This is a genomic window from Pseudomonas sp. zjy_15, assembly GCF_043101865.1.
GTDB lineage: Bacteria > Pseudomonadota > Gammaproteobacteria > Pseudomonadales > Pseudomonadaceae > Aquipseudomonas > Aquipseudomonas putida_Y.
In genome coordinates this window covers 1-24,440 of record NZ_JBICII010000123.1, presented here as the reverse complement: position 1 = coordinate 24,440, position 24,440 = coordinate 1, and the positions used below count along the sequence as shown (strand labels likewise).

26 protein-coding genes are annotated in these 24,440 nt (G+C 62.7%); 16 read left to right on the top strand and 10 right to left on the bottom strand.

The window, feature by feature from the left end:
* Positions 1 to 22 precede the first annotated feature (22 nt).
* The 6 genes from purH to ACF8EF_RS23855 all read right to left on the bottom strand — a co-directional run bounded on the left by purH (position 23) and on the right by ACF8EF_RS23855 (position 6,086).
* Positions 23 to 1,630, bottom strand: coding sequence for a bifunctional phosphoribosylaminoimidazolecarboxamide formyltransferase/IMP cyclohydrolase (gene purH, locus ACF8EF_RS23880; protein ID WP_003249687.1), 1,608 nt, complete (start codon positions 1,628 to 1,630; stop codon positions 23 to 25).
* A gap of 81 nt (positions 1,631 to 1,711) precedes the next feature.
* Positions 1,712 to 2,032: a DNA-binding transcriptional regulator Fis gene (fis, locus tag ACF8EF_RS23875; RefSeq protein WP_012274390.1), complete on the bottom strand. Its 321-nt coding sequence runs from the start codon at positions 2,030 to 2,032 to the stop codon at positions 1,712 to 1,714.
* Positions 2,029 to 3,042, bottom strand: a complete 1,014-nt coding sequence (gene dusB / locus ACF8EF_RS23870) for a tRNA dihydrouridine synthase DusB (RefSeq protein WP_176683196.1) — start codon at positions 3,040 to 3,042, stop codon at positions 2,029 to 2,031. The genes fis and dusB overlap by 4 nt, the downstream gene beginning before the upstream one ends.
* A 206-nt stretch (positions 3,043 to 3,248) precedes the next feature.
* Positions 3,249 to 4,592, bottom strand: coding sequence for a DUF3426 domain-containing protein (locus ACF8EF_RS23865; protein ID WP_392461716.1), 1,344 nt, complete (start codon positions 4,590 to 4,592; stop codon positions 3,249 to 3,251).
* Between the two features lie 42 nt (positions 4,593 to 4,634).
* Positions 4,635 to 5,513, bottom strand: a complete 879-nt coding sequence (gene prmA, locus ACF8EF_RS23860; RefSeq protein ID WP_176683198.1) for a 50S ribosomal protein L11 methyltransferase — start codon at positions 5,511 to 5,513, stop codon at positions 4,635 to 4,637.
* Between the two features lie 117 nt (positions 5,514 to 5,630).
* Complete coding sequence (locus tag ACF8EF_RS23855; protein WP_176683199.1) at positions 5,631 to 6,086, bottom strand: MaoC family dehydratase; 456 nt, start codon at positions 6,084 to 6,086, stop codon at positions 5,631 to 5,633.
* Between the two features lie 143 nt (positions 6,087 to 6,229).
* Here ACF8EF_RS23855 and ACF8EF_RS23850 point away from each other — a divergent pair, with 143 nt between their 5' ends.
* The 3 genes from ACF8EF_RS23850 to ACF8EF_RS23840 are packed head-to-tail and all read left to right on the top strand — an operon-like array spanning position 6,230 to position 7,905.
* A complete protein-coding gene (locus tag ACF8EF_RS23850; RefSeq protein WP_012053815.1) occupies positions 6,230 to 6,592 on the top strand; it encodes a CidA/LrgA family protein in 363 nt (120 codons plus the stop codon).
* Positions 6,589 to 7,305, top strand: coding sequence for an LrgB family protein (locus ACF8EF_RS23845; RefSeq protein ID WP_176683200.1), 717 nt, complete (start codon positions 6,589 to 6,591; stop codon positions 7,303 to 7,305). The genes ACF8EF_RS23850 and ACF8EF_RS23845 overlap by 4 nt, the downstream gene beginning before the upstream one ends.
* A gap of 9 nt (positions 7,306 to 7,314) precedes the next feature.
* On the top strand, positions 7,315 to 7,905 hold the full coding sequence (locus ACF8EF_RS23840; RefSeq protein WP_176683201.1) for an LON peptidase substrate-binding domain-containing protein: 591 nt from the start codon (positions 7,315 to 7,317) through the stop codon (positions 7,903 to 7,905).
* A 90-nt stretch (positions 7,906 to 7,995) separates the two neighbouring features.
* Here the strand turns inward: ACF8EF_RS23840 and ACF8EF_RS23835 are convergent, their stop codons facing one another.
* Together ACF8EF_RS23835 and ACF8EF_RS23830 are read right to left on the bottom strand one after the other, a co-directional pair.
* On the bottom strand, positions 7,996 to 9,312 hold the full coding sequence (locus tag ACF8EF_RS23835) for a bifunctional DedA family/phosphatase PAP2 family protein (RefSeq protein ID WP_392461714.1): 1,317 nt from the start codon (positions 9,310 to 9,312) through the stop codon (positions 7,996 to 7,998).
* Positions 9,313 to 9,314: 2 nt separating this feature from the next.
* Positions 9,315 to 9,983 (bottom strand): DNA-3-methyladenine glycosylase, encoded by a 669-nt coding sequence (locus ACF8EF_RS23830; RefSeq protein ID WP_392461712.1) that lies wholly within the window; start codon positions 9,981 to 9,983, stop codon positions 9,315 to 9,317.
* A gap of 329 nt (positions 9,984 to 10,312) precedes the next feature.
* Here ACF8EF_RS23830 and ACF8EF_RS23825 point away from each other — a divergent pair, with 329 nt between their 5' ends.
* The 13 genes from ACF8EF_RS23825 to ACF8EF_RS23765 all read left to right on the top strand — a co-directional run bounded on the left by ACF8EF_RS23825 (position 10,313) and on the right by ACF8EF_RS23765 (position 22,655).
* Positions 10,313 to 11,584, top strand: coding sequence for a glutamate-5-semialdehyde dehydrogenase (locus tag ACF8EF_RS23825; RefSeq protein WP_392461710.1), 1,272 nt, complete (start codon positions 10,313 to 10,315; stop codon positions 11,582 to 11,584).
* Complete coding sequence (gene nadD, locus ACF8EF_RS23820; RefSeq protein WP_176683205.1) at positions 11,553 to 12,245, top strand: nicotinate-nucleotide adenylyltransferase; 693 nt, start codon at positions 11,553 to 11,555, stop codon at positions 12,243 to 12,245. The genes ACF8EF_RS23825 and nadD overlap by 32 nt, the downstream gene beginning before the upstream one ends.
* 43 nt (positions 12,246 to 12,288) lie before the next feature.
* Positions 12,289 to 12,708, top strand: coding sequence for a ribosome silencing factor (rsfS, locus tag ACF8EF_RS23815; protein ID WP_009685825.1), 420 nt, complete (start codon positions 12,289 to 12,291; stop codon positions 12,706 to 12,708).
* A gap of 10 nt (positions 12,709 to 12,718) precedes the next feature.
* Complete coding sequence (gene rlmH, locus ACF8EF_RS23810) at positions 12,719 to 13,186, top strand: 23S rRNA (pseudouridine(1915)-N(3))-methyltransferase RlmH (protein WP_003249722.1); 468 nt, start codon at positions 12,719 to 12,721, stop codon at positions 13,184 to 13,186.
* Positions 13,187 to 13,202: 16 nt separating this feature from the next.
* Positions 13,203 to 15,092 (top strand): penicillin-binding protein 2, encoded by a 1,890-nt coding sequence (mrdA, locus tag ACF8EF_RS23805; protein WP_176683206.1) that lies wholly within the window; start codon positions 13,203 to 13,205, stop codon positions 15,090 to 15,092.
* 38 nt (positions 15,093 to 15,130) lie between these two features.
* Complete coding sequence (gene rodA, locus ACF8EF_RS23800) at positions 15,131 to 16,234, top strand: rod shape-determining protein RodA (protein WP_176683257.1); 1,104 nt, start codon at positions 15,131 to 15,133, stop codon at positions 16,232 to 16,234.
* Between the two features lie 17 nt (positions 16,235 to 16,251).
* Entirely contained in the window at positions 16,252 to 17,262 is a 1,011-nt protein-coding gene (gene mltB / locus ACF8EF_RS23795; protein WP_176683207.1) for a lytic murein transglycosylase B, read from the top strand.
* A complete protein-coding gene (locus ACF8EF_RS23790) occupies positions 17,262 to 18,263 on the top strand; it encodes a septal ring lytic transglycosylase RlpA family protein (protein ID WP_176683208.1) in 1,002 nt (333 codons plus the stop codon). The genes mltB and ACF8EF_RS23790 overlap by 1 nt, the downstream gene beginning before the upstream one ends.
* A gap of 179 nt (positions 18,264 to 18,442) precedes the next feature.
* Positions 18,443 to 19,603 carry a D-alanyl-D-alanine carboxypeptidase family protein gene (locus tag ACF8EF_RS23785; protein ID WP_176683209.1) on the top strand — a complete coding sequence of 387 codons (1,161 nt, stop codon included), beginning with the start codon at positions 18,443 to 18,445 and terminating at the stop codon, positions 19,601 to 19,603.
* A 73-nt stretch (positions 19,604 to 19,676) separates the two neighbouring features.
* Positions 19,677 to 19,952 (top strand): DUF493 domain-containing protein, encoded by a 276-nt coding sequence (locus ACF8EF_RS23780; RefSeq protein WP_003249736.1) that lies wholly within the window; start codon positions 19,677 to 19,679, stop codon positions 19,950 to 19,952.
* Positions 19,952 to 20,599 carry a lipoyl(octanoyl) transferase LipB gene (gene lipB / locus ACF8EF_RS23775; RefSeq protein ID WP_176683210.1) on the top strand — a complete coding sequence of 216 codons (648 nt, stop codon included), beginning with the start codon at positions 19,952 to 19,954 and terminating at the stop codon, positions 20,597 to 20,599. Before ACF8EF_RS23780 ends, lipB begins: the two co-directional genes overlap by 1 nt.
* Before the next feature lie 2 nt (positions 20,600 to 20,601).
* Positions 20,602 to 21,618: a lipoyl synthase gene (gene lipA, locus ACF8EF_RS23770; RefSeq protein ID WP_003249742.1), complete on the top strand. Its 1,017-nt coding sequence runs from the start codon at positions 20,602 to 20,604 to the stop codon at positions 21,616 to 21,618.
* A 98-nt stretch (positions 21,619 to 21,716) separates the two neighbouring features.
* Entirely contained in the window at positions 21,717 to 22,655 is a 939-nt protein-coding gene (locus ACF8EF_RS23765; protein ID WP_339444025.1) for an LD-carboxypeptidase, read from the top strand.
* 33 nt (positions 22,656 to 22,688) lie between these two features.
* Here ACF8EF_RS23765 and ACF8EF_RS23760 read toward each other — a convergent pair whose 3' ends face one another.
* Both ACF8EF_RS23760 and arfA read right to left on the bottom strand, forming a co-directional pair.
* Positions 22,689 to 24,005, bottom strand: a complete 1,317-nt coding sequence (locus tag ACF8EF_RS23760; RefSeq protein WP_209963243.1) for a lytic murein transglycosylase — start codon at positions 24,003 to 24,005, stop codon at positions 22,689 to 22,691.
* 60 nt (positions 24,006 to 24,065) lie between these two features.
* Positions 24,066 to 24,230: an alternative ribosome rescue factor ArfA gene (gene arfA, locus ACF8EF_RS23755; RefSeq protein WP_003257578.1), complete on the bottom strand. Its 165-nt coding sequence runs from the start codon at positions 24,228 to 24,230 to the stop codon at positions 24,066 to 24,068.
* Positions 24,231 to 24,440 lie beyond the last annotated feature (210 nt).

Below are 24,440 nucleotides of genomic sequence, written 5' to 3'. Positions count from 1 at the left end.
ACTCGCCTCGGGATCCGCGTAATTAGTGGCGGAAGTGGCGCATGCCAGTGAACACCATCGCGATGCCGGCCTCGTCGGCAGCAGCGATGACTTCAGCATCACGCATCGAACCACCCGGCTGGATCACGGCGCTGATACCCACTTTAGCTGCATTGTCGATGCCGTCACGGAACGGGAAGAATGCATCCGACGCCATGACCGCGCCCTGCACCTGCAGGCCAGCGTGCTCGGCCTTGATTGCAGCGATGCGGGCGGAGTTGACGCGGCTCATCTGGCCGGCGCCGACGCCGATGGTCTGGCGCTGCTTGGCGTAGACAATGGCGTTGGACTTGACGAACTTGGCCACTTTCCAGGCGAATACCAGGTCGTGGATCTCTTGCTCGGTCGGGGCACGTTTGGTGACGATCTTCAGGTCATCGGCGGTGATCATGCCGATATCGCGGCTTTGCACCAGCAGGCCACCGTTGACGCGCTTGAAGTCCCAACCGGCAGCGCGCTCGGCTGGCCACTCGCCGCACTCCAGCAGGCGCACGTTCTGTTTGGCAGCCACCACGTCGCGGGCGGCCTGGGAGATTTTCGGGGCGATGATCACTTCGACGAACTGGCGGTCGACAATGGCCTTGGCGGTTTCGCCGTCCAGTTCACGGTTGAATGCGATGATGCCGCCGAACGCCGATTCGGTGTCGGTAGCGTAGGCCAGGTCGTAGGCCTTGCGAATGCCGCCCTCGTCTTCCGGAACGACCGCCACGCCGCACGGGTTGGCGTGCTTGACGATGACGCAGGCCGGCTTGACGAAGCTCTTCACGCATTCCAGCGCGGCGTCAGTGTCGGCCACGTTGTTGAATGACAGTTCCTTGCCTTGCAGCTGGACAGCGGTGGAAATGCTGGCTTCGCCTTTCTTGGCTTCTACATAGAACGCCGCGCTCTGGTGCGGGTTTTCGCCATAGCGCATTTCCTGTGCCTTGACGAACTGGCTGTTGAAGGTGCGCGGGAATTCGCTGCGCGCCTCGGTGCTCAGGGTGTCCTTGGCCTGGTCGATGGTGCCCATGTAGTTGGCGATCATGCCGTCGTAGGCGGCAGTGTGCTCGAACGCCTTGAGCATCAGGTCGAAGCGCTGGGCATAGGTCAGGCCACCGGCCTTGAGGCCTTCGACGATGCCGGCGTAGTCGCTGGCGTTGACCACGATGGCCACGTCCTTGTGGTTCTTGGCTGCCGAACGGACCATGGTCGGGCCGCCGATGTCGATGTTCTCGATAGCGGTCGGCAGGTCGCAGCCAGGCTTGGAAATGGTGGCTTCGAACGGGTACAGGTTGACCGCAACCAGGTCGATCGGCTTGATGCCGTGCTCGTTCATGATGGCGTCGTCGGTACCGCGACGGCCGAGGATACCGCCGTGGATCTTCGGGTGCAGGGTCTTGACCCGGCCATCCATCATTTCGGCGAAGCCGGTGTAGTCAGCCACTTCCACCGCGTTTACGCCGTTGTCCTTGAGCAGCTTGTAGGTGCCGCCGGTGGACAGGATCTCGACACCGAGCTGCTGCAGCTCACGGGCGAATTCGAGGATACCGGTCTTGTCGGAGACGCTGATCAGGGCGCGGCGGACTGGCAGGCGGGTAGTCTGGTCGGTCATTTCGGATTCCAATAACGCGGTGGAGTCAGCAAAAAAGGCGCCTCTGTTCAGGGAGTCGCCTTTTCTGGATGGGATTCTGGCTTACAACAAGTCGTACTGCTTGAGCTTCTTGCGCAGGGTGCCTCGGTTCAGCCCGAGCATCTCGCTGGCCTTGGTCTGGTTGCCCTTCACGTAGTTCATCACGCTTTCGAGCAGGGGCGCCTCGACTTCGGAGAGCACCAGGTTGTACACGTCCGTCACGGTCGCGCCTTCCAGGTGGGCGAAGTAGTTGTGCAGCGCCTTCTCGACGCTGTCGCGAAGGGTCTGGCCCTCTTCGCTCGGCGTGTTGAGGTGCTGTTTCAGGTTGGCGTTGTCGCTCACGGGCGTTGTTCCACTCACAAATGTCTCGGTCATCATCGTCATGCGGCCACCCCTTGTCCGTCCTCTGTCTCAAGGCTCTGTCGACGTTCGCTGAAAAACGCGCGAACGTTGGCGCACTGCGCTTGTGTGTCTTCCAAAGCGTTGAACCGGGCGCGAAACTCCTTGCCGCCGGGTCGTGTTGCCAGGTACCAGCCAACGTGCTTGCGGGCGATACGTACGCCCATCACATCGCCATAGAAGGCATGCAGCGCGGCCAGATGCTCCAGCAGGATGCGTTCCACTTCTTCCAGTTGCGGCGCTGGCAGGTGTTCGCCAGTGCGCAGGTAATGCTCGATCTCGCGAAAGATCCATGGCCGCCCCTGGGCAGCCCGGCCGATCAACAGGCCATCGACCCCGGTGGTTTCCAGCACCGCCCGGGCCTTTTCTGGCGAGGTGATATCGCCGTTGGCAAAAACCGGGATTGACACCGCCTGCTTGATGGCAGCGATGGTGTCGTATTCGGCTTCGCCGGTATACAGGTCGGCACGTGTGCGGCCATGCACCGCCAGCGCCTGGATGCCGGCCTGTTCGGCGATCTTCGCCACGTTCAGGCCGTTCTTGTTCGCCCGGTCCCAGCCGGTGCGGATTTTCAGGGTCACCGGTACATCCACGGCGCTGACAACGGCGTGGAGGATCTCGCTGACCAAGGCTTCATCTCTCAATAAAGCAGAGCCTGCGGCTTTGTTGCAGACTTTTTTTGCCGGGCAGCCCATGTTGATATCGATGATCTGGGCACCCGCGTCGACGTTGGCCTTTGCCGCCGCTGCCATCATCTGCGCATCACCGCCGGCGATCTGCACCGAGCGTGGCTCGGGATCACCTTCATGGATGCGGCGCAGGCTCGACTTGCGGCTGTTCCACAGGCTCATGTCGCTGCTTACCATTTCCGACACCACCATACCGGCGCCCAGGCGCTGGCAAAGTGTGCGGAAAGGCTGATCCGTCACCCCAGCCATGGGCGCGAGGATCAGGTTGTTACGTAGTGTGTATTGGCCGATGCGTACCGCCGACATAGGTGATCCCTGTTGTGGGGCCGAATCTTGGAGTTCGAAAAAGGGTTGGCATGATACCCGCTCTCGATGACTGGATAAAGATGGATTTGGATAAAATCTGAACAGTTGCCGGCTTATGCCTTTGCGCTTCAAGCAGCAAGCGACACGCCAAAAGCGGCCACGTTTTGGGCCTCTTGTCTTGTGGCTTGCTGCTGGCCGCTTGTCGCTTATTCCGGCGAACGGAAGCTCAGGCTGTAATTCACGGCCTTCGGCCCCGGGTCGAGGATGTCTAAGGCAATGTGGATCGGCGTCTGGCTGGGCATTTCGCCACGCCCTGCCAGTTCGCCCGACAGGTACTCGCTGGGCTTGAAGCGACGGCTGGCGATCAGTTGGCCATTGAGGTCGGCGAAGCGCAGCTCCAGCAACGGGAACGGCTGGGCGAACGGCGCGCGGTTGTAGATGATCGCGTCGACAATCAGGGCGCCCTTGAAGTCAGGGTGGCTACGCACCACCAGATTGCTGCTCTTTATCCGTGCAATATCGACGCGGGTAGGTACCTGGCAACCGACCATCGGGCAGATCTGCTGGAAAATCGGCCGATACTGATCCTGGCGGGCCATCTCGTCGAAGTGGAACCACACGTACTGGAACGCCAGCAGGCCGGCAGCCAGCAGGGTCAGAAAGCCCCACAGCAGGCGCTTGCCCCAGTGGGGTGCGGGTTTTTCCCAGCCCAGCTGCAGCGGGTCGTCGACCACATCGACCAGCGGCTCCTTGCGCGAGGGGCGCTCAGGTTTGCCGGCAAGGCCTGGTTCCAGGCGCTCTCCGGGCAACGGCTCGACTGGCTCGTCATCATGCGCCGAGAGGCGCAGCGCCAAGGGCTCGTCGTCACGGGCACTCAGGCCCTTTTCCGGGGTTTCGTCATCGCTGATGCGCAGCGGTTCGCTGAGCGCGGGCTGGTCATCGCGTTCGGCTGCACGGTGCGCGGGCGGCTCGCCATCGATGTCCAGGTCAAGGTTGCTGCCCAGGGTCGGCTCGGTGCGCTCGCCGGGTGCAGGCTCCAGGTCCAGTTCCAAAGGCTCTGGCTCCAGCCGTACTGGACCAGGCTCTGCCGGTTCCTGCGGCGCGTAGGGCTCATCGGTAGCCGTGCCGAAAAGGTCTTCTGCGTGCTCGTCCGGGTGAAGTTCGTCGCGCCGTGCCTGCAACTGGTCACCTTGGCTGGCCGGGCGGGTCGGGGCCGGTTGGCCGCGACGCTCCAGGCGCTCCAGTTCCTTGTCGAGGTCAAGCTCGTCCAGCGCTTGGGCGGTAAGCGCCCAGTCCTGGTCAGGGGAGCTGCCGCGTACACTGATGGCAGGCTCTGGCGCCGGTTCGGCAGGCGCTGCAGGTGCCGACGCCGGTACCCCGGGGGCGCTGGTGGGCGCGGCGCGGTTCTGCTCCAGCAACTGCTTGGCGGCATTGAATACCTGCAGGCAATGCCCGCAGCGCACCACACCGCGGGCCACGCTCAACTGGTGGTGGGTGACGCGAAAGCTGGTCTGGCAATGCGGGCACTGGGTGACGAAACTGTCGGTCATGCGGCGATCCGGGAGCTGTGCAGAAATGTATTCTAGGCCCGCTTAGCGACGCCGACCACTGATGCGCACCCAGCCGTCGCGCACGACGATCGGGTCCAGTTCAAAATCGGCGGCGTAAGCGGCGGCCACTTCTTCACCTTGCTCGGCGAGGATACCCGACAGCGCCAGCAGGCCACCTGGGCGAACCAGGCCGGACAATTGTGGCGCCAGCGACACCAGTGGGCCGGCGAGGATGTTGGCAACCAGCACGTCGGCCTGCATCGCCGGCATGTGCTCGGGCAAGTACAGCGCCAGTTTCTCGTCGGCAATACCGTTGCGTTGGGCGTTGTCGCGCGAAGCCTCGATGGCCTGCACGTCGATGTCGGTACCTACCGCTTCGCGGGCGCCCAGCAGCAATGCAGCGATAGCCAGGATGCCCGAACCGCAGCCAAAGTCCAGCACCTGGGTGCCTTCAAGCTGCTGGCCGTCGAGCCATTCCAGGCACAGGGCCGTGGTGGGGTGGGTGCCGGTGCCAAAGGCCAGGCCCGGGTCGAGCAGCAGGTTCACGGCGTCCTTTTCCGGAGCATCGTGCCAGCTGGGCACGATCCACAGGCGGCGACCGAAGCGCATCGGCTGGAAGTTGTCCATCCAGCTGCGTTCCCAGTCCTGGTCCTCGATCAGCTCGGCCTGGTGTTCGGGCAGCTCGGCGCCGGTCAGCAGGCGTAAATGGGCGAACACCTGTTCAGGGTCGGCATCGGCTTCGAACAGCGCCAGCAGGTGGGTGTGCGACCACAGCGGGGTGGTGTTGAGGTCTGGCTCGAAGATCGGTTGATCTTCGGCATCCATGAACGTGACCGAGACGGCGCCTACTTCAAGTAGCGCGTCTTCATAGGTTTCGGCTTGTTCCGGGCTGATGGCCAGGCGTACTTGCAGCCAGGGCATGGCGGGCACCTTTGATAAATCGACAGGGGCAGCCCTAGGCTGCGCGAAGGCTGGCAGTTTACGCGAGTGCGGGGGATTTGTGGATCGGGGGCTGCATAGCAGCCCCCGGGGCATGTATCAGACAAAACAGAGCGACAGCGACTCGGCTATATAAGCAGGCTTCTCTTCACCTTCGATCTCCAGCGTGGCAATCGCCTTGAGTAGCCACTGCCCCGGTTTTTTCTCCACCACCTCGGCCAGCGTTACCTTCAGCCGAACGCGGCTGTCGACCTTGACCGGCTGAATGAAGCGCACGCTGTCCAGCCCGTAGTTCACCACCATCTTCAGCCCTTGCGGCAGGACGAGGATGTCCTCGATCAGCTTGGGGATCAGCGACAAGGTCAGGAAACCATGGGCGATCGTGCTGCCAAACGGGGTTTTTGCTGCCTTCTCAGGGTCGACATGGATGAACTGGAAGTCGCCGGTCGCCTCGGCGAACAGGTTGATGCGCTGCTGGTCGATCTTCACCCACTCAGAGTGGCCCAGCTCCTTGCCAGCGTACTGCGAAAGCTCTGTAACCGGTACATGGGGCATCGCGGACTCTCCGGGTTGTCAGTTGGTACGAAAGTACAAGATCAGCACGGCGAACCGTTTCAGTCAAGTTGCCCGCTTTTCGGCGAATATCGGTCTGAAGCTGTGCGTGCTTATAATGGCGGCCATGCCGGAGGGAGATGCTTATGCTGTTGCGTGGTTTGACCTGGCTGGTACTGTTCCAGCTGCTGGGGACGGCGATCAATCACCTGTTCGTGCCGTTTTTGCCCGGGCCGATCATAGGCCTGTTGTTGTTGCTGCTCTTCCTCATGGCCCGCGGTGAGGTCGGCAAGCCGCTGAACGAGGCCGCCAGCAGCTTGCTGCGCTATCTCCCGCTGCTGCTGGTGCCGCCGGCAGTTGGGGTGATGGTGTATGCCAAGGACATTGCCGCCGACTTCTGGGCGATTGTCGGGGCCTTGCTGATCTCCTGCCTGGTGACCCTCGTGTTCGTCGGTGTGCTGATGCAGAAGCTCATCCAGCGCCAGGGCAAGCGTGAGGAACAGCCATGATGTTCGACTGGCAGGGCGCGCTCGATGCGGTCATACATCACCCATTGTTCGGTATCGGCATTACGCTGGGAGCCTATCAGGTAGTGCTGGCAGCCTACGAGAGAACCCGCTGGATCTTCCTGCAACCGGTACTGGTGTCGATGCTGCTGGTGATCGGCGTGTTGCTGCTGAGCGGTATCGATTACAGCGAGTACCGCAAAAGCACCGAAATCATGAACATTCTGCTGGGGCCCGCCACTGTGGCCCTGGCCGTGCCGCTCTATCTCAACCTGCGGCGTATCCGCCAGCTGTTCTGGCCTACATTTACTACGCTAGTAGTCGGAGGCCTGTTCGCCACGCTCTTCTGCCTGGTGCTGGGCTGGTGGTTCGGTGCCGAGCACATGATCCTGATGACCATGGCGCCGAAGTCCGTCACCTCGCCGATCGCCATGCTGGTGGCCGAGCAGATTGGCGGCGTGGCGGCCCTGGCGGCAGTGTTCGTATTGATTACCGGGGTGATCGGGGCGATCTTCGGCCCGGCGTTGCTGAGCCGCTTCGGCGTGCACAGCCCTGAGGCGCGCGGCATGTCGCTGGGCGTGACCGCACACGCAGTGGGCACTTCGGTGGCCCTGCAGGAAAGTGACGAATGCGGCGCGTTTGCCGCGCTGGCGATGAGCCTGATGGGAGTGGCTACAGCGGTGTTCCTGCCGCTGGCGGTCAGCCTGGTGGCTTGAGGAATTGTGATGACGCTACCGCTGTTTCCGCTCAATACCGTGCTGTTTCCTGGCTGCTTTCTCGATTTGCAGATTTTCGAGGCGCGCTACCTGGACATGATCGGGCGCTGCATGAAGCAGGGCGAAGGGTTTGGTGTGGTATGCATCCTTGACGGCGAACAAGTCGGCAAGGCGCCGCCGGTGGTCGCCTCGATCGGCTGTGAAGCGGTGATCCGCGACTTCGTGCAGCAGGATAACGGCTTGCTGGGTATTCGCGTCGAGGGCGTGCGGCGCTTCAATCTGGAAAGCTCCGAGGTGCAGAAGGACCAGTTGCTGGTGGGGCAGGTGCAATGGCTGCCGGAGCAGGCAGACAGCCCGTTGCTCGAGGCCGATGACGACCTGCTGGCGCTGCTGGTGGCCCTGGGTGAGCATCCCATGGTCGAAGCGCTGGGCATGCCGCGCCCGGTGGACGGGCGTCAGGCGCTGGCCAATCAGCTGGCGTACCTGTTGCCGTTCATGGAAGAGGACAAGCTGGACCTGCTGACTCTCGATTCGCCGCAGCAGCGGCTGGGGGAAATCCAGAAACTGCTGGAACGGATTCAGGGTGAGTTGTTCGCCTGAGGGTTCTGTATTGCCTGTGCCGGCCCCTTCGCGGGTAAACCCGCGCCTACGACAAGCGCGATCCCCGCGAATAGGCCGGCACAGGCGACATCAATATTGATACCTGGCCAACGCCTGAGGCAGCGCATGCATGGCAAAGAACGCCAGCAGCGCCACGCATGCCGGCAACACCAGCCACCACACCCGAAGCGGCAGGGCCGGCAGGGCCTGCTGGCGTTGCACCAATGTCAGGCTGAGTGCACACACGCAACAGGCCAGAAGGGCCCCGGCCAGGATGTCGGTTGGCCAGTGCGCCCCCAGGTACACCCGCGACAGGGCAATCGCCAGCGCCGGAATGCACCCCAGCATCACCCAGGTCAGACGCATCCGTGGTGGCTGCCCACGCCCTGCCAGCACGGCCATTACCAGAAAGAACGCGAACGATGCCGAGCTGTGCCCGCTGGGCATGCTGTAGCTGGTCAGTGGGTCGGTCAATACTTCCGGCCGTGCCCGGGCAAATAGCCATTTCAGGGTGCCGTTGGCGATCGCCGTACCCATCAGCGCACCAGCGGCGAAAAATGCATGTCGCCAGTGGCGGGCAAGCAGCAGCAGGCCGGTCAGCAGGCCGCCGAGGAAGAACTGGGTGCGGAAATCGCCTAGTCGTGTCACCAGTACCACGGTGCTGTCGATGGCCTGGCTGCGATGCTCCTGGACCAGTGTCATCACGCCTTGGTCGAACTCATGGAAGTAGGGCCAGCCAAGGAATACACCGGCCAGGGCGATAAAGCTGAGAGCGGCAACCAGCCGCGTGCCGTGGCGCTGGTCACGCAGGCTGGTATTCAGGCTCAGGCCGATCAGCACTGCGAGGGCGCCGGCAATGATCCCGGCGTCCAGCCAGAAGCCTTCCGGCAGGGGCAGGCGCATGGCGGCGCCGGTGGCCCAGCCGGGTAGCAGGTAGGCTACCGACCAGCCGGCACCCGCCAACAGGCTGACAGCGATGAAACGCGGCAGGGGCATGTCGAACATGCCGGCGACCATTGGCAGCATCGGCCGCAGCGGGCCGATGAAACGGCCTACCAGCAGGCTGGCGATGCCATAACGCTGGAAGTAGCTTTCGGCGCTGCCGATCCATTCTGGATGGTGGCGGAGCAGCGGCAGGCGGCGGATGTTCTGGTGAAAGTACTTGCCCACTGCGTAAGACAGGGCGTCGCCCAGCAGGCCGCCGAGAAAGCCGAGGAGCAGCGTTTCGCCCAGGCTGAACGCGCCGTTGCCGGCCAGTACCGCAACGGCGAACAGCAGTATGGTGCCCGGCACGATAATGCCGGCGATGGCCAGGCATTCGATGCAGGCCACCAGGAAAATCGCCAGGCCAAGCCACTGCGGGTTGGCGCTGAGCCAGCCGGTCAGGCTGTCGAGCCATTGGCCCATGTTCAGCTTCCTTGTTCGAGAATGAAGAAATCACGGCCTTCGACTTGGCCGCGGCGTAACGGGTTCCGCGTGCAGAAACGGGCGTAATCGGCGTCGACGAAGCGGTACGGCAGGTGCTCGTCGCGCCCGTGCGGGATGCCCAGGCGAGCGGCCTGGACCACTCGGGGCACGGCGTTGCCGCAGTCCTCGACGTACAGGCGTTCGGCGTCAAAACGCTGGGCGTCCCAGTGCGGCACTTTCAGGCCCAGGGCCCGGCATAGCAGGGTCTGGCCGGCGCACAGGCGTTCTTCCGGGCGTAGGTTGCCGCTCGCATCGGGGTTGTTCAGTTGCATCTGCGCCAGGCTGTCGGGCCCCGAGAGGGTGTCCTGCCAAGGATAGGCAGACTTGATCAGCACGGCGTTGCCCGGCCCTTGGGCGCTGAAGTTCAGCGAGTCGCCGCCGCGGGCGTAGTACATGTAGATGTGCCCACCATCCAGGAACAGCGCCTTGCGTTTTTCGGTGTAGCCGAGCGAGGCGTGGCTACCTTTGTCGGCAAGGTAGTAGGCCTCGGTCTCGATGATGCGCGCGGCCAGCCACAGGTCGCCGTGGCGGTGGCGGATGACCTTGCCCAGCAGGGCCTTGGCCAGGGTCTGGGCGTCGCGGTCGAAAAAGCTGTCGGGCAGGGCTGGCATGCGGGCAGTTCGTGGCTGGAGGGGCAGGGATGATAGCAATGAATGGCTTAATCGAGGCTGAATTGGATGGTGATGTTGGCAGTGCCGGCCCTTTCGCAGGCATGCCCGCTCCCACTGGTGGTGCATAGGTCCAGGCCTTGTGAAATCCCTGTGGGAGCGGGCGCGCCCGCGAAAGGGCCGCAACAGGAGGTGCCAATCTCGATAACCCCGGTTACATCTTTCCTGCGCATTGCCCCATCCATTTTCTACCATCCGCCACCCGCCGCTGGGCGTACACCTGCGCGGCAGTTATAATCAGCCGATTTCCCCTTCGCCAAGACACCGAACCCATGACTGAGTCCGTTCTTGACTATATGACCCGCTTGGGTCGCGCTGCCCGTGAGGCTTCCCGGGTGATTGGCCGTGCCAGCACCGCGCAGAAGAACCGCGCCCTGCAAGCCGCCGCCGACGCGCTGGACGCTGCCCGTGCCGAACTCACTGCTGCCAACGAGCTGGACCTGGCCGCCGGCCGCGCCAGTGGTCTGGAGCCCGCACTGCTCGACCGCCTGGCGCTGACCCCTGCGCGCATCGACGGCATGATCACCGGCTTGCGCCAGGTGGCCAGCCTGCCGGACCCGGTCGGTGCCATCCGCGACATGAGCTACCGCCCATCGGGCATTCAGGTAGGCAAGATGCGTACCCCGCTGGGGGTGATCGGGATCATCTATGAATCGCGCCCGAACGTGACCATCGATGCTGCCAGCCTGTGCCTCAAGTCGGGTAACGCAACCATCCTGCGTGGCGGTTCCGAAGCCATCCATTCCAACCGCGCCATTGCCACCTGCATTCAGCGTGGCCTGGCCGAAGCCGGCCTGCCGGCGGCGGTGGTGCAGGTGGTCGAAACCACCGACCGCGAAGCCGTGGGCGCGCTGATCAGCATGCCGGAATTCGTCGATGTCATCGTGCCGCGCGGTGGCCGTGGCCTGATCGAACGCATCAGCCGCGATGCCCGCGTACCGGTGATCAAGCACCTGGACGGTATCTGCCACATCTATGTCAGCCAGCATGCCGACCTGGACAAGGCCTGGAATGTGGCCTTCAACGCCAAGACCTACCGCTACGGCATTTGCGGGGCCATGGAAACGCTGCTGGTCGACCAACAAGTGGCTGAGCGCTTCCTGCCAGAAATGGCCCGCCGCTTCGTGGAGAAGGGCGTGGAGCTGCGCGGTTGCGAGCGTACCCAGGCTATCATCAGCGCCAAACCGGCCACCGAAGCCGACTGGCACACGGAATACCTCGATGCGATCCTGTCGATTCGCGTGGTCGACGGCCTGAACCAGGCCATCGAGCACATCAACCACTACGGCTCGCACCACACCGACTCGATCATCAGCGAACACCAGGGTGAAGCCCGTCAGTTCATGGCTGAGGTCGATTCGGCGTCGGTCATGCTCAACACCCCGACCTGCTTTGCCGATGGTTTCGAGTACGGCCTGGGTGCGGAAATCGGTATTTCCACCGACAAGCTACATGCCCGCGGCCCTGTCGGCCTGGAAGGCCTGACCTGCGAGAAGTATGTGGTGATCGGCGATGGCCAGTTGCGCGGCCAGGGGGCCTGCTGAGTTGAGCAAGGCCCAGGCAGTCCGACGCATCGGCATTCTAGGTGGTACCTTCGACCCCGTGCATATAGGCCACCTGCGCAGCGCGCTGGAAGTGGCCGAGTTCATGGGGCTGGATGAGCTACGCCTGTTGCCCAATGCCCGGCCGCCGCACCGCGACACGCCACAGGTGGCCGCGCAGGATCGCCTGGCCATGGTCCGTGAAGCGGTGCAGGGCGTCGTTTGCCTGAGCGTCGATGCCCGCGAGCTGGAACGTGACAAGCCGTCGTACACCATCGATACGCTGGAATCGATCCGCGCCGAACTGTCCGGCGACGACCAGCTGTTCCTGGTGCTGGGTTGGGATGCCTTCTGTGGCCTGCCCGCCTGGCATCGCTGGGAAGAATTGCTGCAACACTGTCACATCCTGGTACTGCAACGTCCGGATGCCGACGTAGAACCCCCTGACGAGTTGCGCAACCTGTTGGCTGCGCGCTCGGAGAGCGATCCCACCGCCATGTCCGGCCCGGCGGGAAATATTTCGTTCGTCTGGCAGACGCCGCTTGCGGTGTCGGCTACACAGATCCGACAGCTGCTGGCCAGCGGCAAATCGGTGAGGTTCCTGGTGCCGGACGCCGTACTGGCCTATATCGAGGCGCACGAACTGTATCGTGCGCCCAACTGACGGTGCCTCTGGCGCCTCATCCAACGAGTTGAACGAGTTTTATATGACCAAGCAGAAAATTTACGGCGAAGAACTGGTCGCAGTGACCAAGGCCGCGCTGGAAGACGTCAAGGCCCAGGACATCCAGGTCATCGACGTGCGCGAGAAGCACAGCCTGACCGACTACATGATCATTGCCACCGGTACCTCCAACCGCCAGATCAACGCGATGGCCGAAAAGGTCCGTGAAGCGGTCAAGGCCAAGGGCGCCCAGCCACTGGGTGAAGAAGGCAAGGGCGATAGCGACTGGGTGCTGCTGGACCTGAACGACGTCATCGTGCATATGATGACCGCCGCTGCCCGCCAGTTCTATGACCTTGAGCGTCTGTGGCAGGGGGCCGAGCAAAGCCGTGCCGCCGATGGCAAGCACCACAGCCCGGACCATGCCCACGAGTACTCCGACAAGCTCAAAGACCGCGAATAAGGAAAGCGCTGTGCGTCTGCGCCTGATTGCAGTCGGCTCGCGTATGCCAAAGTGGGTCGAGGAAGGCTGGCATGAATATGCCAAGCGCCTGCCCGCTGAGCTGTCGCTGGAGCTGGTGGAAATCCCGCTGAACACCCGTGGCAAGAATGCGGACGTCGCTCGCCTGATCCGTCAGGAGGGCGAAGCCATGCTGAGCAAGGTGCAACCTGGGGAACGCATTGTCACCCTCGAGGTCCATGGCAAGCCCTGGAGTACCGAGCAGTTGGCCACCGAGCTGGACCGCTGGCGCCTGGATGCGCGCACGGTGAATTTGATGGTGGGGGGGCCGGAGGGCCTGGCGCCTGAGGTTTGCGCACGCGCCGAGCAACGTTGGTCGCTGTCGCCGCTGACTTTGCCGCACCCGTTGGTAAGGATACTCATCGGCGAGCAGATCTATCGCGCCTGGACCGTGTTGTCCGGGCACCCTTACCACAAATGAGCCTGTAAGCAGTCCGATGTCGCAGCCGATCCGTCTCAAGGACCACGAGAAAGACGCCCGCCTGGTGCGCAAGCGCGTCGTGGTCGGCGCAGTGGCGATCATGCTGCTTGTTTGCGTGTTGATCGCGCGGCTGTACTACCTGCAGATCATCCAGTACGACTACCACTCCACGCTGTCGGAGAACAACCGGGTGCATGTGCAGCCGATCCCGCCGACGCGCGGGCTGATCTTCGACCGCAACGGGGTGATCGTTGCCGACAACCGGCCCAGCTTCAGCCTGTCGATGACCCGCGAACGTGCAGGTAACTGGCAGGAAGTGCTGGATACGATCGTCGAAGTGCTGGATCTCACCGCTGACGACCGCGCCCTGTTCGAAAAGCGCATGCGCCAAGGCCGCCGGCCATTCGAGCCGGTGCCGATCCTGTTCGAGCTCAATGAAGAGCAGATCGCCCGTGTGGCGGTAAACCAGTTCCGCCTGCCAGGTGTGGAAGTGGTGGCCCAGTTGGTGCGGCATTACCCGCAGGGTGCGCATTTCGCCCACTCGGTGGGTTACGTAGGGCGGATCAACGAGAAAGAGCTGAAAACGCTCGACCCGGTGAACTACAGCGGTACCCACCATATTGGCAAGACCGGCATCGAGCGCTTCTACGAGGATGCCCTGCACGGCCAGGTGGGTTACGAGGAAGTCGAGACCAACGCCCGTGGCCGCGTGCTGCGGGTGCTCAAACGCACCGACCCGAAGCCGGGCAAAGACATTGTGCTGAGCCTGGACATCAAGCTGCAGGAGGCCGCCGAAGCCGCCCTGGGAGGCCGGCGTGGTGCAGTGGTTGCGCTCGATCCGCGAACCGGCGAAGTCCTGGCGATGGTGAGTCAGCCTAGCTTCGACCCCAACCTGTTCGTCACCGGCATCAGCTTCAAGGCCTATGGTGAATTGCGCGACTCGATCGATCGGCCGCTATTCAACCGCGTGCTGCGTGGCCTGTACCCGCCGGGTTCGACCATCAAGCCGGCGGTGGCTATTGCCGGACTGGACAGTGGCGTTGTCAATGCCAGCAGCAGGGTGTTTGACCCAGGCTACTACCAGCTGCCCAACTACGACCATAAATACCGTAACTGGAACCGCTCCGGTGATGGCTGGGTGGATCTGGATACCGCCATCATGCGCTCGAACGACACCTACTTCTATGACCTTGCGCACAAGATGGGTATCGATCGGTTGTCCATCTACATGAACAAGTTCGGTATCGGCCAGCGGGTTTCCCTCGACATGTTCGAGGAGTCTGCCGGGTTGATGCCGTCGCGCGAATGGAAGCGAGCCACCCGTCGCCAGGCCTGGTTCCCCGGCGAAACCCTGATTCTCGGCATCGGCCAGGGCTACATGCAGGCAACGCCGCTGCAACTGGCCCAGGCCACTGCACTGATCGCCAACAAAGGCGTGTGGAACCGCCCGCACCTGGCCAAGACCATCGAAGGCCAGCCGCCGGTGGACAACAACCCGATGGAAAACATCGTGCTGCGTGACAAGTCCGATTGGGCCAAGGTCACCCATGGCATGGAGCAGGTGATGCACAACGCCCGCGGTACCGCGCGCAAAGCAGCTGCCGGTGCCCAGTACCGTATTGCAGGCAAGAGCGGTACCGCTCAGGTGGTGGCGATCAAGCAGGGCGAGAGGTACGACCGCAACAAACTTCAGGAGCGCCACCGCGACCATGCCCTGTTCGTCGCTTTTGCCCCAGCCGAAGCCCCGAAAATCGTGGTCTCGGTGATGGTCGAGAACGGTGAGTCCGGCTCGGGTGTCGCCGCACCGGTGGTACGCCAGATCATGGACGCCTGGTTGCTCGACGAAAATGGCCAGCTCAAACCCGAGTTCGCGCCAGCCACCGTTACCCAGGAATCGGCCCTGTGATGAACAATTTCGATCGCATGCTCTCCAGCGAGGATGTGATGCGTCGGCGTGCCAGCTTTCTGCAGCGCATCCATATCGACGGCCCCTTGCTGATCATTCTGCTGACCCTTGCAGCCGGCAGCCTGTTCGTACTGTATTCGGCCAGTGGCAAGAACTGGGACCTGCTGCTCAAGCAAGCCACCTCGTTTGGCATCGGTCTGGTGTCGATGTTCGTCATCGCCCAGCTGGAGCCGCGCTTCATGGCGCGCTGGGTGCCGCTGGCCTACCTGACCGGAGTGCTGCTGCTGGTGGTGGTGGACGTGATGGGCCACAACGCCATGGGTGCCACGCGCTGGATCAACATCCCAGGGGTGATCCGCTTCCAGCCCTCGGAATTCATGAAGATCATCATGCCGGCGACCATCGCCTGGTACCTGTCCAAGCGCACCTTGCCGCCCCATTTGAAGCACGTGGCGATCAGCCTGGTGCTGATCGGTGTGCCGTTCATGCTGATCGTGCGTCAGCCCGACCTGGGGACCGCGCTGCTGATCCTGGCCTCCGGTGCGTTCGTGCTGTTCATGGGCGGCTTGCGCTGGCGCTGGATTCTCAGCGTGCTGGCGGCAGCAGTGCCAGTCGCAGTGGCAATGTGGTTCTTCGTCATGCACGACTACCAGAAGCAGCGGGTATTGACCTTCCTCGACCCTGAAAGCGACCCGTTGGGCACCGGTTGGAACATCATCCAGTCCAAGGCGGCGATCGGCTCGGGCGGGGTGTTTGGCAAAGGCTGGCTGCTTGGCACACAGTCGCACCTGGACTTTCTGCCGGAAAGCCACACCGACTTCATCATCGCCGTGCTCGGCGAGGAGTTCGGCCTGGTCGGCATCTGCCTGCTGCTGATTGTCTACCTGCTGCTGATCGGCCGTGGCCTGGTGATCACGGCCCAGGCGCAGACCCTGTTTGGCAAGCTGCTTGCGGGCAGCCTGACCATGACCTTTTTTGTATACGTATTCGTCAATATCGGAATGGTAAGTGGCCTTCTGCCCGTGGTGGGCGTGCCGCTACCGTTCATCAGCTATGGCGGAACATCGTTGGTGACGCTGCTGTCAGCGTTTGGCGTTTTGATGTCGATCCATACGCACCGCAAATGGATCGCGCAGGTTTGAATAAGGTGAACAATTTCATGCAAGCAGTGCGTAACTGGGCTGCCCGTTGTGCGCCTTGGATCGGAGCGATGGGCCTGTTCGGCGCTGTACAGCTGGCCCATGCCGGCGAATACGACGGCTCGCCCCAGGTAGCCGCGTTCGTTGGCGAACTGAGCCGCGACTATGGTTTTGCGCCTGAGCAACTGATGGGTGTGTTTCGTGAGGTGCAGCGCAAGCAGTCGATCCTCGACGCCATATCGCGCCCGGCCGAACGGGTCAAACCGTGGAAGGACTACCGGCCGATGTTCATCACCGATGCGCGTATCGCTCGCGGTGTGGACTTCTGGCGCCAGCACGAGGCCGTATTGACGCGGGCCGAGCAGGAGTACGGCGTACCTGCGCAGTACATTGTCGCGATCATTGGCGTGGAAACCTTTTTTGGCCGCAATACCGGCAACTACCGGGTGATCGACGCCCTGTCGACGCTGGGCTTCGACTATCCGCCACGGGCCGAATTCTTCCGCAAGGAGCTGCGTGAGTTCCTGCTGCTGGCCCGCGAGGAACAGCTCGACCCCTTGACGCTCAAGGGGTCATACGCCGGTGCCATGGGGCTGCCGCAGTTCATGCCAAGCAGCTTCCGCCACTACGCGGTGGACTTCGACGGGGACGGCCATATCAATATCTGGAACAACCCTGACGATGCCATCGGCAGCGTGGCCAGCTACTTCAAGCGCCACGGCTGGGTGGCCGGGCAGGGTGTGGTCAGTCGCGCCAGGGTGGCCGGCGAGCGCGTCGACGAAGGCCTGACGACCGGCATCGAGCCGGTGAAAACGGTTGGAGAGTTGCGTACGCTTGGCTGGTCGGTTCATGATTCCCTGCGCGATGATCTGCCGGTTACCGCCTTCCGTCTCGAAGGCCAGAACGGTCCCGAGTACTGGATGGGCCTGAAGAACTTCTACGCGATCACTCGCTACAACCGCAGCGTGATGTATGCCATGGCGGTACATCAGCTTGCGGAACAGCTGGTTCAAGTACGGGGCATCAAGTAATGCGCGCAATCATCTCTGCCAACTCTTTCAAGCTGCTCACCTGCCTCGCCGTCGGTGTGGCGCTGGCCAGCTGCTCTTCCAACCGCCCGGCCCCGCAAAGCAGTGGTAATGTCGTGCGCAGCCAGCCGGGCCTTGACATCAACCGGGCGCACAAGGACGGCGCACCGTGGTGGGACGTGGATGTGAACAAGATCCCCGATGCCACGCCGACCGTGCACACCGGTAACTACAAGGCCAACCCGTACACCGTGCTTGGCAAGACCTACTACCCGATACAGGACTCGCGCAACTACCGCGCCGAGGGTACGGCGTCATGGTACGGCACCAAATTCCACGGGCAGAACACTGCCAACGGTGAGCTGTACGACCTGTATGGCATGAGCGCAGCGCACAAGACCCTGCCACTGCCTGCCTATGTGCGGGTGACCAACCTGGCGAACGGCCGCAGCGTGATCCTTCGCGTGAACGACCGCGGCCCGTTCTACTCCGACCGTATCATCGACTTGTCCTATGCTGCGGCGAAAAAGCTCGGCTATGCCGAAATCGGCACTGCGCACGTGCGCGTCGAGGGTATCGATCCGAAACAGTGGTGGGCTCAGCGTGGCCAGACGCCGCCGATGGTGTTGAAGGAGCCGCAAGTGGCGCAAACCCAGGCAATACCGGCCAGCACCGGGCGTGTCGAGCAATGGAACCCGCCACCACAGCAACACGCAGCACCAGTGGTCCCGGTGCAGGTGGGTGGCAACAACGTGCCTGGCGGCAACGCTGGCAGTTTCTTGCAGGTAGGCGCTTTCGCCAACCCTGACGCTGCCGAGTTGCTGCGCGCCAAGCTCAGCACCATGGTCAGTGCACCCGTGTTCATCAGCTCGATCGTGCGTAACCAGCAGACCCTGCACCGCGTGCGCCTGGGGCCGATCGGCAGCCAGGGTGAGATCCGGCAAGCACAAGACAGCATTCGCTTGGCGAACTTGGGGCAGGCCAAGGTGGTCACAGCAGACTGACTGCGGTTTTGTCATGAATTGCCGGGCTCGGCCATGTACAATGACAGCTTTTGCCCGCAGCGACATAAAGCCGCACGTTCGCGGGCCAGGCCAACGGCCATAAAACTAGACTGACTGGCGCTGGGCACATGATCTTGCCCAGGGAACATCTCAGACCATTAGCGATTTTCGAGAGACGGATGAACATCACCAACCTTGCCAAACGACTTTGCCTGCCTGTACTGCTGCTGATCACGCCTGTCGCCTTCGCGGCCGAGCAGATGACGCCGGCGCCACCACAACTGGCAGCCAAGTCCTACGTACTCATGGACGCGTCCAGCGGCAACGTGCTGGTCGAGAACAACGGTGACGAGCGCCTGCCGCCAGCCAGCCTGACCAAGCTGATGACCGCCTACATCGCCACGCTGGACATCCGACGTGGCCAGATCGGTGAAAACGACCCGGTTACCGTCAGCGAAAACGCATGGCGTACCGGCGGTTCGCGCATGTTCATCAAGGTTGGCAGCCAGGTAACGGTCAGCGACCTGCTGCACGGCATCATCATCCAGTCCGGTAACGACGCCTCGGTCGCCTTGGCCGAGCATATCGCCGGCAGCGAAGACGCCTTCGCCGACATGATGAACAAGACGGCTGCCGACCTGGGCATGACCAACAGCCACTTCATGAACCCGACCGGCCTGCCTAACCCTGAGCACTACTCGTCGGCGCACGACATGGCGACCCTGGCCCGTGCGATCATCAGTGTCGATCCGGCCCACTACGCCATCTACTCGCAGAAAGAGTTCTTGTGGAACAACATCAAGCAGCCTAACCGCAACCTGCTGCTGTGGCGTGACAAGACCGTCGATGGCCTGAAAACCGGTCACACCGACGAAGCCGGCTACTGCATGGTGGCCTCTGCCGTACGTGACGGCCAGCGCCTGATCGCCGTGGTGTTCGGTACCAACAGCGAACAATCGCGTGCTGCCGAAACCCAGAAGCTGCTGACCTACGGTTTCCGCTTCTTCGAAACCCAGACCTTCTACCAGAAGGGCACCGAGCTGACCCAGGCACCGGTCTGGAAGGGTGCGACCAGCCAAGTCAAGGCTGGCCTGGCGGACGACCTGACCATGACCATGCCTAAAGGCCAATTGAAGCGCCTGCAGGCTTCGATGACCATGAACCCGCAGCTCACCGCACCGATCGCCAAAGGTGACGTGATCGGCAAAGTGGAAGTCAAACTGGACGAGAAAGTGGTTCACAGCGCCGACCTGATCGCCCTTGATGGCGTCGAGGAAGGTGGTTTCTTCCGCCGTATGTGGGATAGCATCCGTCTATTCTTCTACGGGTTGTTCAACTGATACGTGACCTGCATGCCCCCGCGCATACCGCGGGGGTGTTGTTGTTGCCACGGCTTACGAGGCCGTTTCCGCCATGAGCGAACCAGACGTCAAGTCGCACAAGATCGAATTCCCCTGCGACGATTACCCGATCAAGGTCATCGGTGACACCGTTGTCGGTTTCAAGGACACGGTCATCGAGATTCTCAGCAAGCACGCCAAAGTCGACCTTTCCACCCTGGCCGAACGCCAGAGCAAGGAAGGCAAGTACACCACCGTGCAATTGCACATCGTTGCCGAAAGCGAGAACCAGTTGCACGATATCAACAGCGCTCTGCGCGCTACTGGCATCGTGAAAATGGTGCTCTGATGTCCGCCTGCCTCGGTTTTCGCGAGCTTGGCCTGCAGCCCTATGAACCGGTGCTCGAGGCCATGCGTCGTTTTACCGAGCAGCGCAGCCCGGACAGCCAGGATGAAATCTGGCTGGTCGAGCACCCTGCGGTCTTCACTCAGGGGCAGGCCGGCAAGGCCGAACACCTGCTGGTGCCGGGCGACATCCCGGTGGTGCAGACCGACCGCGGCGGCCAGGTCACCTACCATGGCCCCGGCCAGCTGGTGGCCTACCTGCTGCTGGATGTGCGCCGGCTGGGCTTTGGCGTGCGTGAGCTGGTCAGCCGTATCGAGCAGGCCCTCATCGACCTGCTCGCCAGCTATGCTGTTCAGGCGTCTGCCAAGCCTGATGCCCCGGGTGTCTATGTCGACGGAGCGAAAATCGCCTCCCTCGGCCTGCGAATTCGCAACGGCCGTTCGTTTCACGGCCTTGCCCTGAACGTGGACATGGACCTTGCGCCATTCCGCCGAATCAACCCCTGCGGCTATGCGGGGCTGGCGATGACCCAGCTGCGCGACCTGGCAGGTCCGATCGAACTCGACGAGGTCAGGACAAGGCTGCGCGGACAGCTGGTCAAGCACCTCGACTACGCTGAGCAGACGACCCTCACGGGCGGAATCGACTGAATATGACAACTGTGCAAGAAGCCGTGCCGAACCTGATACCTACCCAGGATGCCACCCCGCGCCCAGCGCCGAAGAAGGTGGAAGCTGGGGTCAAGCTGCGTGGTGCCGACAAAGTCGCGCGCATCCCGGTGAAGATCATCCCTACCGATGAGCTGCCAAAGAAGCCCGACTGGATTCGCGTGCGTATCCCGGTGTCGCCCGAGGTAGACCGCATCAAGCAACTGCTGCGCAAGCACAAACTGCACAGCGTGTGCGAAGAGGCCTCCTGCCCGAACCTGGGCGAGTGCTTCTCGGGTGGTACCGCCACCTTCATGATCATGGGTGACATCTGCACCCGTCGTTGCCCGTTCTGCGACGTTGGCCACGGCCGACCGAAGCCGCTGGATCTGGACGAGCCGAAAAACCTGGCGGTTGCCATTGCCGACCTGCGCCTGAAGTATGTGGTGATCACCTCGGTGGACCGCGACGACCTGCGTGACGGTGGTGCCCAGCACTTTGCTGATTGCATCCGCGAAATCCGCGCGCTGTCGCCGGGCGTGCAGTTGGAGACCTTGGTGCCGGACTACCGCGGCCGTATGGACGTTGCCCTGGAAATCACCGCGCAAGAACCGCCGGATGTGTTCAACCACAACCTCGAGACCGTACCGCGCCTGTACAAGGCCGCGCGCCCGGGGTCGGACTATGACTGGTCGCTGGACCTGCTGCAGAAGTTCAAGCAGTTGGTGCCGCACGTACCGACCAAGTCGGGCCTGATGCTCGGCCTGGGTGAGACCGACGAGGAAGTGATCGAAGTGATGCACCGCATGCGCGAGCATGACATCGACATGCTTACCCTCGGCCAGTACCTGCAGCCGTCGCGCAGCCATTTGCCGGTGCAGCGTTTCGTTCACCCGGACACCTTTGCCTGGTTCGCCGAGGAGGGTTACAAGATGGGCTTCAAGAACGTTGCTTCTGGCCCGCTGGTGCGTTCTTCGTACCACGCCGACCAGCAGGCTCACGAAGCCAAGATCAAGCTCTGAGCTATGCTCTAGCCAAGAGCAGAGCCACAGATGCCGATGCGCGCCCAAGGGCGGCATCGGCATTTTTGTTTGTGTCCCATGCGCTGCAAGGAGCCGCGATGTATTGCGCCAAAACCTTCCAACCCACCCTGCCAGCCGCGTTGCCGGCCAACGCGTGCTTTGCCATTGTCGCCCCGGCGGGCGCGGCGCGGCTTGATGCGCACAACGTTAGCCAGTGGTTCGTCGACCGCGGCTACCGTTGCTGTATCTACCCGGGTGCCCTGCAGGCGCAGGGCTACCTGGCTGGGCCGGACCAGCAGCGCCTGCAGGACTTGCACGCAGCCTTTGCCGATCCGGCCATTGACGCCATTCTGTGCATGCGTGGGGGGTACGGCAGCATGCGCTTGCTTGATCAGCTCGACTTCGAACTGATCCGACGCAACCCCAAGCCGCTGATCGGCTACAGCGACATCACCGCGCTGCATACGGCGATCTACCGGCATGCCGGACTGGTGACCTTCCATGGGGGGATGCTCAATGCCGACCTGCTGGGCGCCAAGTTGCCACCTACCGAGTCGTCGTTGCTGGCGCAGCTGGGTGGGCTTGTGAAGGCAGGCGAGCAGGTCGCGCACCCGGAGGGCTTCGCTTTGGATAGCGTGCTGCCGGGGGTGGCCAGCGGGCCGCTGTTGGGTGGCAACCTGTCGATGCTGGGTGCGACCATGGGGACGCTTGCCGAGCTGGATACCCAAGGCTGCATCCTGTTCATCGAGGACGTCAACGAGCCGTTGTACCGGGTGGATCGGCTGCTGACCCAGTTACGCCTGGCAGGCAAGCTGGAGGGGATCAAAGGCGTGCTGGTGGGTGACTTTGCCGGGATTACCACAGCGGCGCTGACGCCGTTGCTGGAGGATACGTTTGCACCGCTGGGGGTGCCGGTGCTGGCGGGTTGGCGCAGCGGGCATTGTGACCCGAATGTATGCTTGCCGCTGGGGGCTCGGGTAAGGCTGGACAGTGTTCAGCAAACACTGGTGTTGGAGCAGGATCTGTTCAGGGCGTGAGATTGTCGGGGCCGCGCAGCGGCCCCGAAATGCTTACTGCTGCCGCAGGCTCTCAAGCAGCTTATGGGTCGGGTAGCCATCCGCTGGCCATCCCAGCCCTTGCTGGGCATTGCGGATCGCCTTGCGGGTATTGGCCCCGATAATGCCATCGGCTTTACCCGCATCATGCCCGCGGCTGTTCAACAAGTGCTGCAGCTCCATGCGCTCGCTGCGACTGAGCGGCAGGTCCTCTTTCGGCCAACTGCCGGCAATGAAGCCCCAGCCGCTGAAGCGATCCCCGAGCAGGCTCACTGCCAAGGCATAGGACGACGAGTTGTTGTACTTGAGGATGGCGCGGAAGTTGTCCAGCACCAGGAACGCCGGGCCGCGTGCACCGGCCGGCAGCAGCAGGGCGGCAGACAGTTGGTTGCTACCTGCTGGCAGGCGGGTACCTGCTGGCAGTTTTAAGCCCATCGCCAGCCATTCACTCACCGGTTTGCGCTGTGCGCCATCGGCCTGCCAGAAGTCGAAACCAGCCGGCACCTGTACCTCGAAGCCCCACGGTTGGCCGCGTTTCCAGCCCGAACTCTGCAGGTAGTGCGCTGTTGAGGCCAGGGCGTCTGGTGTGCTGTTCCAGATGTCGCGGCGGCCATCGCCGTCGAAGTCCACGGCATGGGTGTTGTAGGTGGTCGGGATGAACTGGGTCTGGCCCATGGCGCCGGCCCACGAGCCCCGCATGGCTTCAGGCTGGATGTCACCATGCTGGATGATCTGCAGCGCGGCAATCAGCTGGTCCTGGGCGAACTGTGGGCGGCGGCCCTCATAGGCCAAAGTGGCCAGCGAGCGGATCACCGACTTGCTGCCCTGGAACTGACCGAAGTTGCTTTCCATGCCCCACACCGCGACCAGCACCTGGCGGTCCACGCCATATTGTTGCTCGAGGCGAGTCAGCAGCTCAGCGTTCTGCACCAGCAGCTTCTTGCCGTTGCGCACACGCAGGGGCGACAGGGCGCCTTCGAGATATTCCCATACCGGGCGGGTGAACTCCGGCTGGCTGCGATCTGCCTTGATCACGTCCAGGTCAGGGGTGACACCGAGGAAGGCGCGGTCGAAGGTGCTCGGCGAAATGCCGGCTTGCAGGGCCTGCTCGCGGAAGCCCGCTTGCCATTGGGCGAAGGTTTGCAGAGGCTGGATTTCAGTGCTGACGTCGGGCGTTGCGCCGGGCACGGTCACCACTGGGTTGGGTTGGGCAGGGGCCAGCGGCAGCGCGTCGGCGGCGGTGGGCTTTTCCGCACAGGCCACGAGCAGGATGAAGCTGGAGGCCGCGATCAGCTGGCGGGTTTCCCAGCGGGGGATAATACGGAAGAGCATGCACAGATCCAGAGTTGCAGGTCAGGTGACGACCATATCATGCCTGCGCTTGCGATGCTTTCATGCAGCCAAAAAGTAGGAAGCCTCCCAATCTCTCGATTGGAAGGCTTCGCGGCGGTAGCTGCCTTTGCCCTTGTTCGGTTGTTCCTGGCGGCAGCGGAACAGTGGCTGGGCGATGATGGACTTGGCCTTGTTGGGGCCGTGCTTTTTCGGCTTTTTGCTCATGGCGGTCTCCCGGGGTTGGGTGGGTTTCGGGCGCACTGTAGGCCCCCCGAGAGGTGGGGGCCAATTGATTGTGTATATGATCGAGGCTCTGGTGCCTATGCAGGCGCGGGCCTGCGCCCAATCGCCAATGTGTGTCCGCCCCCGATCGGCGTAGGAGCGGGTTCACCCGCGAATACGGTAGCGGCGTCAACGGTGAACGGCGGGTGGAGA